12 protein-coding genes are annotated in these 12381 nt (G+C 70.6%); 7 read left to right on the top strand and 5 right to left on the bottom strand.

Features of this window, described 5'->3' with window-relative positions; all coding sequences use genetic code 11:
* The first annotated feature begins 17 nt into the window (after positions 1 to 17).
* The 3 genes from nuoN to JMV16_RS20055 are packed head-to-tail and all read left to right on the top strand — an operon-like array spanning position 18 to position 2571.
* Positions 18 to 1499: an NADH-quinone oxidoreductase subunit NuoN gene (gene nuoN / locus JMV16_RS20065; protein ID WP_201496092.1), complete on the top strand. Its 1482-nt coding sequence runs from the start codon at positions 18 to 20 to the stop codon at positions 1497 to 1499.
* Positions 1500 to 1510: 11 nt separating this feature from the next.
* The gene (locus JMV16_RS20060; RefSeq protein ID WP_201496091.1) at positions 1511 to 2122 is read left to right on the top strand and encodes an NUDIX domain-containing protein; all 612 of its coding nucleotides are present in this window, start codon (positions 1511 to 1513) and stop codon (positions 2120 to 2122) included.
* On the top strand, positions 2119 to 2571 hold the full coding sequence (locus tag JMV16_RS20055; RefSeq protein ID WP_201496090.1) for a DUF1178 family protein: 453 nt from the start codon (positions 2119 to 2121) through the stop codon (positions 2569 to 2571). Before JMV16_RS20060 ends, JMV16_RS20055 begins: the two co-directional genes overlap by 4 nt.
* A gap of 19 nt (positions 2572 to 2590) precedes the next feature.
* Here JMV16_RS20055 and JMV16_RS20050 read toward each other — a convergent pair whose 3' ends face one another.
* Together JMV16_RS20050 and JMV16_RS20045 are read right to left on the bottom strand one after the other, a co-directional pair.
* Positions 2591 to 3991 (bottom strand): FAD-binding oxidoreductase, encoded by a 1401-nt coding sequence (locus JMV16_RS20050; RefSeq protein WP_201496089.1) that lies wholly within the window; start codon positions 3989 to 3991, stop codon positions 2591 to 2593.
* Positions 3988 to 4365, bottom strand: a complete 378-nt coding sequence (locus JMV16_RS20045; RefSeq protein ID WP_201496088.1) for a DUF2069 domain-containing protein — start codon at positions 4363 to 4365, stop codon at positions 3988 to 3990. Before JMV16_RS20045 ends, JMV16_RS20050 begins: the two co-directional genes overlap by 4 nt.
* A gap of 17 nt (positions 4366 to 4382) precedes the next feature.
* Between JMV16_RS20045 and JMV16_RS20040 the strand changes: the two genes are divergently transcribed.
* A complete protein-coding gene (locus JMV16_RS20040; protein WP_201496087.1) occupies positions 4383 to 5624 on the top strand; it encodes a YihY family inner membrane protein in 1242 nt (413 codons plus the stop codon).
* Positions 5625 to 5648: 24 nt separating this feature from the next.
* Here JMV16_RS20040 and JMV16_RS20035 read toward each other — a convergent pair whose 3' ends face one another.
* From JMV16_RS20035 to JMV16_RS20025, 3 genes are all read right to left on the bottom strand, one after another.
* Entirely contained in the window at positions 5649 to 6458 is an 810-nt protein-coding gene (locus JMV16_RS20035) for an alpha/beta fold hydrolase (protein WP_201496086.1), read from the bottom strand.
* On the bottom strand, positions 6455 to 7765 hold the full coding sequence (locus tag JMV16_RS20030) for an O-acetylhomoserine aminocarboxypropyltransferase (protein ID WP_201496085.1): 1311 nt from the start codon (positions 7763 to 7765) through the stop codon (positions 6455 to 6457). The genes JMV16_RS20035 and JMV16_RS20030 overlap by 4 nt, the downstream gene beginning before the upstream one ends.
* Positions 7766 to 7841: 76 nt before the next feature.
* On the bottom strand, positions 7842 to 9416 hold the full coding sequence (locus JMV16_RS20025; RefSeq protein WP_201496084.1) for a methyl-accepting chemotaxis protein: 1575 nt from the start codon (positions 9414 to 9416) through the stop codon (positions 7842 to 7844).
* A 161-nt stretch (positions 9417 to 9577) separates the two neighbouring features.
* Between JMV16_RS20025 and JMV16_RS20020 the strand changes: the two genes are divergently transcribed.
* The 3 genes from JMV16_RS20020 to JMV16_RS20010 are packed head-to-tail and all read left to right on the top strand — an operon-like array spanning position 9578 to position 12374.
* Positions 9578 to 10036, top strand: a complete 459-nt coding sequence (locus JMV16_RS20020; protein ID WP_201496083.1) for a CBS domain-containing protein — start codon at positions 9578 to 9580, stop codon at positions 10034 to 10036.
* A 42-nt stretch (positions 10037 to 10078) separates the two neighbouring features.
* A complete protein-coding gene (gene aroC, locus JMV16_RS20015; RefSeq protein WP_201496082.1) occupies positions 10079 to 11179 on the top strand; it encodes a chorismate synthase in 1101 nt (366 codons plus the stop codon).
* The gene (locus tag JMV16_RS20010; protein WP_310737112.1) at positions 11172 to 12374 is read left to right on the top strand and encodes an MFS transporter; all 1203 of its coding nucleotides are present in this window, start codon (positions 11172 to 11174) and stop codon (positions 12372 to 12374) included. Before aroC ends, JMV16_RS20010 begins: the two co-directional genes overlap by 8 nt.
* Positions 12375 to 12381 lie beyond the last annotated feature (7 nt).

The following is a 12381-nucleotide window of genomic DNA, read 5'->3' as shown; positions in this document are numbered from 1 at the left end:
TGGAAGAACAACACACCATGACCTCGATGAACTGGTCCGTCGTCTACCCCGAGATCTGGCTGCTGGCCATGGCCTGCGTCGTGCTGCTGGCCGATCTCTTCATTTCTGACGCCGAGCGCAACACCACCTACGGCTTCACCCAGGTTGCTGCCGCCGGCTTCGGCCTGCTGCACCTCGAGGGCTTTACCTCGGGCATGACCACCTACGCCATGCAGGGCCTGATGGTGGTCGACCCCATGGGCGAGCTGCTGGCCTTCTTCGCCGCGGTGGCGGTGATGGTCACGCTGGCCTATGCCAGGCCCACGCTGGCCGAGCGCGACATGAACAAGGGCGAGTTCTACATGCTCGCGCTGTTCGTGCTGCTGGGCATCTCGGTGATGTGCTCGGCCAACAACTTCCTCGTCGTCTACCTCGGCCTCGAAGTGATGAGCCTGTCGCTCTACGCCCTGTGCGCGCTGCGCCGCGACCACGCCGTGGCCACCGAGGCGGCGATGAAGTATTTCGTGCTCGGCGCGCTGGCCAGCGGCTTCCTGCTCTACGGCCTGAGCATGATGTACGGTGCCACCGGCACGCTCGACATCCCCAAGGTCTTCGAGCAGATCGGCACCGGCCGCATCAACAAGGAAGTGCTGGTCTTCGGCGTCGTCTTCGTCGTCGCCGGCCTCGGCTTCAAGCTCGGTGCCGTGCCCTTCCACATGTGGGTGCCCGATGTCTACCAGGGTGCGCCCACGGCGGTGACGCTGCTCATCGGCGGTGCGCCCAAGTTCGCCGCCTTTGCCATCACCATCCGTCTTCTCGTCGAAGGCATGCTGGGCCTGGCCTTCGACTGGCAGCAGATGCTCATCGTGCTGGCCGTGGGCTCGCTGGCGGTGGGCAATCTGGCCGCCATTGCGCAGACCAACCTCAAGCGCATGCTGGCCTACTCCACCATCGCGCAGATGGGTTTCATCCTGCTGGGCCTGGCGGCCGGCGTCGTCAGCGGCAACACGCTATCGGCCGGCAATGCCTACAGCTCGGCCATGTTCTACCTGGTGGCCTATGTGCTGACCACGCTGGGCACCTTCGGTCTCATCATGGTGCTGTCGCGCCAGGGCTTCGAGAGCGAGGAGATCACCGATCTCGCCGGCCTCGCCAAGCGCAGCCCCTGGATTGCCGGCGTGATGACGGTATTCATGTTCTCGCTCGCCGGCGTGCCACCGATGATCGGCTTCTTCGGCAAGCTGGCCGTCATCCAGGCGCTGGTCACCACCAATGTGCCGGGCTACATCTGGCTGGCCGTGCTGGCGGTGATGTTCTCGCTGATCGGCGCCTTCTACTACATCCGCGTCGTCAAGGTGATGTGGTTCGACGAGCCGCTGCAGACCGCGCCCGTCGCGCGGGGCCACGGCGTGACGGCATTGCTGGCGCTCAACGGCGCCGCCGTGCTGGTGTTCGGCCCGCTCTCCGGCGGGCTGATGGCGATGTGCCGCGACGCCATCGTCAAGGCGCTGGCCACCTGAGCCCGGCCCGCGTGGCGCCCGACGACACGCATCTGATCGAGCACCGGACGGGCGGCCAGACGCTGCTCTCCGGCGGTTTTCTCGAAGTCCGCCGCGACACGGTGCGCCTGCCCGACGGCAGCAGCGCGACGCGCGAATACATCCAGCACCCGGGCGCGGTGGCCGTCGTGCCCATCCTGGACGATGGCCGGCTGGTGATGGTGCGCCAGTACCGCTACCCGATAGCCAAGGTGTTGCTCGAATTCCCGGCCGGAAAGCGCGACCCCGGCGAGACCACGCTGGCCTGCGCAATGCGCGAACTGGCCGAGGAAACCGGCTACACGGCGCGCGAGTGGGCCTATGGCGGGCGCATCCACAACGCCGCCGCCTACACCACCGAAAGCATCTGGATCTGGTTCGCACGCGGCCTGGTCGCCGGCGCCAAACGGCCCGATGTGGGAGAGTTCGTCGAGACCGTGTTGCTCGACGAGGCCTCGCTCGAGGCCCTGGACGTGGCCGATGACCTGCCCGACGTGAAGACCGTCATCGGCCTGCGCTGGCTGCAGATGGGTCTTGATGGACGAAGGCCGCTGGGCTGGCGCAGTGCCGAAGAGGCACGCGAGCCTGTGATGGCGGCGCCATGAAGGTGCTCGACCTGCGCTGCGCCAACGGCCACGGCTTCGAAGGCTGGTTTGCTTCCGACGATGATTTCATGGACCAGAACGGCCGCGGTCTCATCGAATGCCCGCTGTGTACCGACCGCGTGGTGAGCCGCATGCCCAGCGCACCGCGCCTCAACCTCTCGGGTGCGCGCGAGGACGCTGCACCCGCGCCGCAGGCCGCACCTCATGCCCCACCAAGAGCCGCCGACCTCCAGGCCGCCTGGCTGCAGACCGTGCGCACGCTCATGGCCAATACCGAGGACGTGGGCGAGCGCTTTGCCGAAGAGGCGCGCCGCATCCACTACGGCGAACAGCCCCAGCGCGGCATCCGTGGCCAGGCCACGCCGCAGCAGCGCGCCGAGCTGCAGGACGAGGGCATAGAGACGGTGGCCGTGCCGGTGCCGCGCGGGCTCGACGGCCCGGTGCAGTAGGCACCCCGCAGGGCGTGGCCTAAAGCATCCGCCCGGGGTTGAACAAGCCCTGAGGGTCCAGCGCCGCCTTGATGGCGCGCATCATCGCCAGCGCCACCGGCGACTTGCGCAGCGCCAGTTCTTCGCGCTTGAGCGCGCCGACGCCGTGCTCGGCCGAGAAGGAGCCGCCGCGCGCCGCCACCGCGTCGTAGACGATCTCGTTGACCGCATGCTCCTGCTCGGCCAGGAAGGCCGCGCCATCGGCCCCCGCAGGGGCCTGCACGTTGTAGTGCAGATTGCCGTCGCCCAGGTGGCCGAAGTCGACCAGGCGCACGCCGGGCCAGCGGCGGTCCAGCGCGGCGTCGGTGGCGGCCACGAACTCGGGGATGGCCGACACGGGCAGCGAGATGTCGTGCTTGATGTTCTGGCCCTCTTCGGCCTGGGCCAGCGGGATGGATTCGCGCAACTGCCACAGCGCCTTCGATTGCGCCAGGCTCTCGGCCACGGCCGCATCGGCGATTTCGCCGGCCTCCAGTGCCTCGCCCAACAAGGCCTCGAAGCGGGCACGCGCCTGCTCCTCGCCTTCGGTGTCGCTGTGCTCCAGCAGCACGGTCCAGGGTGCCGGCGCCAGCGGCCGCGGCAGGGCCGGAAAGTGCCTGGCCACCAGTTCCAGCGAGAAACGGTTCATCACCTCGAAGCCGGTGAGGCCGGCGCCAAGCCGGCGGCGTGCGCGCGCCAGCAGCGCCAGCGCACCGTCAAGCGTCTCGCAGGCCGCCAGCGCCGTGGCCGTGGCCGCCGGCAGCGGCGCCAGCTTCATCGTCGCCGCGGTGATGATGCCCAGCGTGCCCTCGCTGCCGACGAACAGGTCGCGCAGGTCGTAGCCGGTGTTGTCCTTGCGCAGGCCGGTGAGCGACTGCCAGACCTCGCCGCTGGCGGTGACGACCTCCAGCCCCAGGCACAGTTCGCGCGCATTGCCCCAGCGCAGCACCTGGGTGCCGCCGGCATTGGTGGCCAGGTTGCCGCCCAGGGTGCAACTGCCCTCGGCCGCCAGGCTCAGCGGCAACAGCAGGCCCTGCTGGCGCGCCGCCTCCTGCAGCGCCTGCAGCACGCAGCCAGCCTCGGCGGTGAGGGTCAGGTTGGCCGCGTCGATGGCGCGCAGCCGGTTCAGGCGCTGCAGGCTCAACAGCACCTGGCGGCCACTGGCATCGGGCACGCCACCGCCCACGAGGCCGGTGTTGCCGCCCTGGGGCACGATGGCCGTGCCGTGGGCGGCACAGGCGCGCACCACGGCCGCCACCTCCGCGGTGCTGCCGGGCCGCACGACCGCCAGCGCCTTGCCGCGCCAGCGGCGCCGCCAGTCCAGTTCCCAGGCCGTGAGGTCGCCCTCGGTCAGCACCTGCGGCGCACCGACAAGGGCGCGCAGTTCGGCAATCAAGGTCACGCGGCAAGCTCCCGGCCGGCACGCTGGCGGCGGCGGATGTAGAGGCCGCTGGCGCCGAAGATCAGCAGGCACAGCGCGACCTCGATCAGTGCCAGGATTTGACCCAGGCCGGCCTCGCTGGTGGCGCGCACCAGGCCTTCGAGCACATACAGCCACACTAGCAGGCTCAGCCAGCGAAAGGTGTACATGCGGTGGCGCAGCAGCCCGGCCACGCAGGGCAGCAGCGGCAGCACCTTGAGCGCCAGCGTGCCGCGGCCGGTGGGCGCCAGCCACAGTTCCCAGGCCAGGCCCAGCGCGACCAGGCCCAGCAGGGCGGCCAGCACCACGGCGCGCGCACTTCTGACGATGGCGTCGGGCGCCTTGGCTTCATTCATGCTGGCATCATAGCCAGATGACCTCAGTCCCTCGCCCGGGCGGCGGCCTCGGCGAGCGCGGCGCCGCCGCCTTGCAGACGCTGCTGCAGACCCTCAAGGTGTGGCCCTGGGTGGCCACGCTGCACACGCTGCGCGTGCGCTTCCGCGAAGATCGTCTCGGCATCACCGCCGGCAGCCTGACCTTCACCACGCTGATCTCGCTGGTGCCGCTGGTGACGGTGATGCTGGCGGTGTTCACCGCCTTTCCGATGTTCTCCGGTCTCGAAGGCGCGCTGGAGAAATACTTCCTGCAAAACCTGGTGCCTGACAACATCGCCCGCCCGGTGATGCGGGCGCTGACGCAGTTCGCGGCCAAGGCGCGCGGCATGGGCACGGCCGGCCTGGTGATGCTGGTGACCACCGCGCTGGCCCTGGTGCTGACCATAGACCGCACGCTCAATGGCATCTGGCGCGTGCGCCGCGTGCGCCCGCTGGCGCAGCGCCTCTTGGTCTACTGGGCGGCACTGACACTGGGGCCGCTGGCCCTGGGCTTGAGCCTGACGCTCACCTCCTACGCGGTCTCGGCGTCAAAGGGCCTGGTCTCGGCCCTGCCCGGCGCCGTCAGCCTGGTGCTCGAGACGATCCAGTTCCTGCTGCTGGCCGCCGCCGTCTCCGGGCTCTTCCACTACGTGCCCAACACCACGGTGCGCTGGGCCCATGCCTGGGCTGGCGGGTTCTTCGTGGCCGTGGCCTTCGAGGGCGCCAAGAAGGGCCTGGCCTGGTACGTGGCCGCCGTGCCCACCTTCTCGGCCGTCTACGGTGCCTTTGCCACCGTGCCCATCCTGCTGCTGTGGATCTACCTTGGCTGGGTCATCGTGCTGATGGGCGCGGTGATCGCCGCCTATGCGCCCAGCCTGCTGATGCAGGTGCCGGCCGCACCGTCGGCGCCAGGCTGGCGTTTCGAGCTGGCGCTGCAGGTGCTGCGCGCGCTGGAGACCGCGCGCCACCAGCCGCAGCGCGGCCTGACCCTGCCGGCCCTGGCCGAGAGCCTGCGCGTCGACCCCCTGGTGCTGGAGCCGCTGGTCGACCTGCTGGCCGAACTCGACTGGGTGGCGCGACTGGATGAAGGCGGCAGCGCGCGCCAGGTGCTGATCTGCGAGCCCGAGCGCACGCCGGTCGCGCCGCTGGTCGAACGCACCTTGCTCGCGCCGGGCGGCGCCAGCGCAGCCTTCGGCACGCACGCCGCCGGCCTGAGCCTGGCGCAGGCCCTGAGGAACTGAGCCGCGTCCTGCCGCGGCCCGGCTTCAGCCCAGGGCCGTGCGCAAGGCCGCCAGCGTGGCGTCGGGGGCCTCGGCCATCAGCGCATGGCCGCAGGCCAGGGTTGTCACGCGGGCCTTCAGCGCCGTGGCCAGCCCGGCGGCGGCGCGCGGCGGCGTCATCTGGTCGCGGCTGCCCAGGATCAGTGATGCCGGGCAGGCCACGCGGGCGGCGGCCTCCAGGCCGCCGGCATAGCGGTCGCAGACGGCGAAATCGTGGGCGAAGAGGTTGAGGCCCAGGCGCTGGGTGGCCTGGGCCTGGATGCGCCGCATCAGCGCGCGGTTGCCGCCGTGTACCCAGGCGCCGGGGCCGGGGTAGGAGGGTTTGGAGGCCCAGGTCGACATCGAGAAGGCATTGACGCGGTCTATGGCCAGCAGCGGCTGCTCGCGCGCCGTGGCCAGCAGCGCCTCGCTGACCTTCATCGGGTAGGCACTGCCCACCATCACCAGGCGCGTGATGCGTGCCGGCGCCCTGGCCGCCGCTTCCAGCGCGATCAGCGAGCCCATGCTGTGGCCCACCAGTGCCGCCTGGGCCACGCCGGCGGCGTCCAGCAGCGCCAGCAGCCAGTCGGCCGTGGCCTCGACATCGGGCAGCGGCGGGCCCTCGCTGCGGCCGTGGCCGGGCAGGTCGACGGCCAGCACGGCATGGCCGTGGTGAGCCAGCCAGCGCGCCAGCAGGGTCCAGACGCTGTGGTCGTTGAGCGCGCCGTGTACGAAGACCACGCCGGGCCGGCTGGCGTCGAAGGCGGGGCCGCCGGTGTAGGCGTAGGCCGCATGGCCCTGGACCTGGAGCTTCATTGCGCCTTCTCCGCCGCCTTGAAGGCGCGCTTGAGATCGTCGACGAGGTCGTCGGCGTCTTCCAGGCCGATGCTGAGGCGGATGGTGCCGGGGCCGATGCCGGCGGCGGCCAGTGCCGCATCGTCCATGCGGAAATGCGTGGTGCTGGCGGGGTGGATCACGAGCGAGCGGCAGTCGCCCACGTTGGCCAGGTGGGAGAAGATCTGCAGCGATTCGATGAAGGCCTGGCCCTGGCGGCGCGAGCCCTTGAGGTCGAAGCTGAAGACCGAGCCGCAGCCGCGCGGCAGCAGCCGCTGGGCCAGCGCGTGGCTGGCGTGGCCTTCGAGTTCCGGGTAGCCGACGCCGGCCACCAGCGGGTGGGCGGCCAGGAAGGCGACGATCTTGCGCGTGTTCTCGACGTGCCGCGCCATGCGCAGCGGCAGCGTCTCCAGGCCTTGCAGGATGAGCCAGGCCGTGTGCGGGCTCATGCAGGCGCCGAAGTCGCGCAGGCCCTCGCGCCGCGCCCGCAGCAGGAAGGCGCCCACCGTGCTCTCCTCGCTGAACACCATGCCGTGGAAGCCGCCATAGGGCGCGCTCAACTCGGCGAAGCGGCCGGATGCCTCGTGGGCCGCGTCCCAGTCGAAGCTGCCGCTGTCGACCAGCACGCCACCGATCACCGTGCCATGGCCGGAGAGGAACTTGGTCGCCGAGTGGAAGACGAGGTCGGCGCCGTGGTCGAATGGCTTCATCAGCCAGGGCGTGGTGAAGGTGCTGTCCACCAGCAGCGGCAGGCCGGCCTCATGGGCGATGGCGGCCACGGTGGGGATGTCCAGCACGTCCAGGCCCGGGTTGCCCAGGGTCTCGCCGAAGACGAGGCGGGTCTCGGGGCGGATGGCGGCACGCCAGCCGTCCACGTCGGCCGGCTTGACGAAGGTGGTGGCGATGCCGAAACGCGCCAGCGTGTAGCTCAGCAGGTTGTGGCTGCCGCCGTAGAGCGCGCTGCTGGCCACGATGTGGCTGCCGGCGCCGGCCAGCGTGGCCACGGCCAGGTGCAGCGCCGCCTGGCCACTGGCAGTGGCTATCGCGCCGCAGCCGCCTTCGAGCGCCGCCACGCGCTCTTCCAGCACCGCATTGGTGGGGTTGCTGATGCGGCTGTAGACATGGCCTGCGCGCTCCATGTTGAAGAGGCTGGCGGCATGCTCGCTGTTCTCGAACACGAAGCTCGTGCTCAGGTGGATGGGCACGGCGCGTGCGCCGGTGGCCGGGTCGGGCGCGGCGCCGGCGTGCAGCGCCAGGGTGTCGAAACCGGGGTCTGAATAGCCAGCCATGCGCGCGTCTCGGGTGGGCCTGTAGGCCCCCGATTGTCGGCCAAGGCCGATGCCGATCTCAGGGCTTCACAGGCACTCAGCCGCGCCGGGCCACGTCGGCTGCGCTCAGCTGGAAAAAGCTCACCGACCGGTCCAGTTGCTCGGCCTGCTGGCGCAGGCTGGCGGCGGCGGACGTGCTCTGCTCGACAAGCGCGGCGTTCTGCTGCGTCATCTGGTCGAGCTGGCTCACCGCCTGATTGACCTGCACGATGCCGGTGCTCTGCTCCGCGGCGGCACTGCTGATGGCCGCGATCAGCTCGGTGACGCGCCTGACCTGCGCCACGACCTCGCCCATGGTCTGGCCGGCCTGGTCGACCATGCGGCCGCCGTCGTCGACCTTGGCGACGCTGGCGCCTATCAGCTCCTTGATCTCGCGTGCCGCGACGGCGCTGCGCTGGGCCAGGCTGCGTACTTCGGTGGCGACGACCGCGAAGCCGCGTCCCTGCTCGCCCGCCCGGGCCGCCTCGACGGCCGCGTTCAGGGCCAGGATATTGGTCTGGAAGGCGATGCCGTCGATGGTGCCGATGATGTCGGCGATGCGCCGGCTGCTGCCGCTGATCTCGCCCATCACCGCCACCACGCCCTGCATCACCTCGCCGCCGCGCTCGGCAACGGAAGACGCTGCCTCGCCCATCGAGCGCGCCTGCTGGGCGCTGTCGGCGCTGTGGCGCAGCGTGGCCGTCATCTGCTCCATGCTGGAGGCGGTTTCCTGCAGGCTGGCCGCCTGCTGCTCGGTGCGGGTATTGAGATCCTGGTTGCCGCGGGCCAGCTCTTCGCTGGCCACGCCCATGGCCGCTGCCCCCTCGTGTACCGCGGTCACGGTGGCGTGGAGCTGGTGCTCCATCTTTGCCAGCGCCTCCAGCATGTGGCCGAACTCGTCGTGGGTGCGCACGTCGACCCGGGTCGTCAGGTCGCCCTCGGCGATGCGCTCCAGGATGGCTGTGGCCTGGTGCACCGGGCGCAGCGCGGCGCGCATGAACAGCCAGCCGCCCAGGGCGCCCAGCAGCACGGCCATGGGCAAGGCTGCCATCAACACGCCGCGGCTCAGTGCGGTGACTTCGTCGAAGCGGGCGGCCAGCGCCTGCTCGCGCTCCATCGTGTGCGCCAGCGCCTCCTGGATCATGGGCTCGACGGCGCGCAGGTGCTCGGCGTGGGGGTTGGCCGCCTTGTCGGCCTCGCCGGTGCTGGCATAGGCCTTCTTCTCGATGCCTTCGATGACGGACGCGAAGCCCTGGCGGTACTTGGTGAAGCTGGCCAGCGCATCCTTGAACCGCGCGGCCAGCTCGGGCGTGGGCGCGCGCTGCGCCAGCTCGCGCAGGCCCTCATCCACCTTGGCGACGTTCTCTTCCCAGCGCTTGCGCCCCTTGGCCACCGCGTCGGGGCGGTCGAAGCGGATCAGCATGTCCTTTTCGCCGCGCCGCGTCTGCAGGATGTCGACCTGCGTGTCGATCAGCCTGTGCATGGTCTCGCCGGCGTCGCTGCGGTAGGTGGCCCACTGGCTGGCCAGCGAGGCGGTCGACATCCAGCCGACGCCGCCGACGAGGGCGGTCAGCAGCAGCAGGCTGCCAACCAGCAAGGCCATGCGGCCCTTGAAGGTGGAAAAGAAGGTCATCGGCGTGGCTCCTGCCCGTGTCGATGGGGCCGCCAGGAGAGCGCGCGGCAAGGGCACCGACACCGCGATATCGGCGCCTGCGTCGCCGCCTTGAGGCGCCGGCAGGCCGGCAATGTGGGCTATATTGGCCCGCCGCACCTTTGCCCGGCTCGAGACCAGCCATGAAAGTCACCGACATCCTGCGCGTCAAGGGCAACACGCTCTTCACCGTACACCCCGACCAGACCCTGGCCGCCGCGCTGACGACGATGGCCGAGCTGGACATCGGCTCACTGGTGGTGATGGAGCATGGCGACCTGGTGGGCATGCTCACCTTCCGCGAGGCCATCGGCGCCATCGTCACCAACGGCGGCAGTGTCGGTGACCGCCATGTGCGCTCGGTGATGGACGATGCGCCGCTGACCTGTACGCCCGAGACCGAGATCGACGAGGTGCGCCGCATGATGCTGCTGCGCCATGCGCGCTACATGCCGGTGCTGGACATGCGCACGCTGATGGGCGTGATCTCGTTCTACGACGTCGCCAAGACCGTGGTCGACGCGCAAGATTTCGAGAACCGCATGCTCAAGGCCTACATCCGCGACTGGCCCGAAGAAGGCAAGGCCACACCGGCCGCCTGAGCCCCGCGCCGGGCCTGGCCGGGCGCTGCCTACAATGGCGCGATGCCCGGCTCCACCTTCGGCGAACTCTTTCGCGTCACCAATTTCGGCGAAAGCCACGGCCCGGCCATTGGCTGCGTGATCGACGGCTGCCCGCCCGGCATGGCCTTGTCCGAGGCCGACATCCAGCCCGATCTCGACCGCCGCCGCCCCGGTACCAGCCGCCACGTCACCCAGCGCAACGAGCCCGACGCGGTGGAGATCCTCTCCGGCGTCTACGAGGGCCAGACCACCGGCACGCCGATCTGCCTGCTGATCCGCAACACCGACCAGCGCAGCAAGGACTATGGCAACCTGCTCGACACCTTTCGCCCCGGCCACGCCGACTACACCTACTGGCGCAAGTACGGCCTGCGCGATCCGCGCGGCGGCGGCCGTTCGTCGGCGCGCCTGACGGCGCCCATGGTGGCCGCCGGCGCGGTGGCCAAGAAGTGGCTGGCCGAAAAGCACGGCACCCACTTCATCGGCTGGATGAGCGCGCTGGGCGAGACCGAGATCCCCTTCGAGGGCACCGAGCACATCCCGCACAACCCCTTCTTCGCCGCCAATGCCAGCCTGATCGCGCAACTCGAGGCGCAGATGGACGCGCTGCGCAAGGCCGGCGACAGCGTCGGGGCACGCATCGAGGTGCGCGCCCGCGGCGTGCCGGCGGGCCTGGGCGAGCCGCTGTTCGACAAGCTCGACGCCGAGATCGCCTATGCGATGATGGGCATCAATGCCGTCAAGGGTGTCGAGATCGGCAGCGGTTTCGGCGTCGTCGCCCAGCGTGGCAGCGAGCACGGCGACGAGCTCATGCCCGCGGGCTTTGCCAGCAACCACGCCGGCGGCGTGCTCGGCGGCATCAGCACCGGGCAGGAACTGGTGGTGCGCATCGCCATCAAGCCGACCAGCTCGATCCGCCTGCCCAAGGCCTCGATCGACCGCGCCGGCGCGCCCACGGTGGTCGAGACCCACGGCCGCCACGACCCCTGCGTGGGCATCCGTGCCACCCCCATCGCCGAGGCCATGCTGGCCCTGGTGGTGATGGACCACGCGCTGCGCCAGCGCGCCCAGTGCGGCGACGTGGTGCTGCCGCTGCCGCCCCTGGGGGCCGGACATCCCTGAGCCTGCAGCGGCCGACCCGGCTGCCGCCACGACCCGGCACGCGCTGGCGCGCTACAGCGCGCTCACCGGCTGCTACTTCGCCGCCATCGGGCTCTTCAACCCCTACGCGCCGCTGTGGTTCCAGTCGCTGGGTTTCTCGACCCTGGCCATCGGCAGCATCGCCGCGCTGCAGAGCGCCACCCGCCTCTTTGCACCCTATGCCTGGAGCTGGGCCGGCGACCACGGTGGCCGCCGCGTCGAGCTCATCCGCCTGGCCGCGGCCGGCACGCTGCTGGCCGCCCTGGGCCTGTTGGGCGTGCAGGCCGCGCTGCCGGTGGCGTTGATGACGGGCCTGCTCTTCGTCGCCAACAGCGGCGTCGTGCCGCTCTACGAGGCCGTGGTCTCGCAGCTGCTCAGCAGCGGCCAGGGCGTCGACCCCGCCCGCTACGGCCGCGTGCGCGTGTGGGGCTCGATCGGCTTCATCGTCTCGGTCACGGCTTTTGGCGCCCTGCTCGAATGGCGCGGCATCGCCATCTTCCCGGCCTTCGTGGCGCTGATGAACGCGTTGTTGCTGGTGGCCGCGCTGCGCCTGCCGCGCACCCGGGCCGAAGGCCGCCATGACCAGCCGCCGCCACCGGCCCTGCATCTGCTGCGGCGGCCGGCGCTGGCCTGGTTCTTCGCCTCCATCTTCTTCACCGTGCTGGCCCACACGGCGCTCTACGCCTTCTTCTCGCTCTACGTGGTCGAGCTGGGCTATGGCAAGGCGGCGGTGGGCGCGCTGTGGGCGGTGAGCGTGGCGGTCGAGATTGCCTTCTTCTGGACCCAGGGCCAGTGGTTTCCGCTTCTCAGCCCGCACCGCTGGCTGCTCGTCGCTGCCCTCGTGACGGCCCTGCGCTTTGTCGCCATCGCGGCCGGCGGCGCCTGGATGCCGGTGCTGCTGCTGGCGCAGGCGGCGCATGCGCTCACTTTCGCTGCCCACCACGCCGCCTGCATCGCCCTGCTCAACCGCTATTTCCCGGGCCGGCTGCGCGGGCGCGGCCAGGCGCTCTACACCATGCTGGGCTATGGCCTGCCGGGGGTGCTGGGCGGCCTGGCCGGCGGCTGGCTGGTCACGCACCAGGGCTTTGCTGCGGTGTTCTGGGCCGCCGCTTTGTGCGCCGTCGCCGGCTGGGGCTGTGCCCGCCGTGCCAGGCGGCACGAGTTCACGGCGGACTGAGGTCGCA

It is taken from the genome of Rubrivivax sp. A210, assembly GCF_904426505.1.
Classification (GTDB): domain Bacteria; phylum Pseudomonadota; class Gammaproteobacteria; order Burkholderiales; family Burkholderiaceae_C; genus Rubrivivax.
Note: the sequence above shows the minus strand (reverse complement) of the source record. Positions and strands in the feature narration are given on the sequence as shown.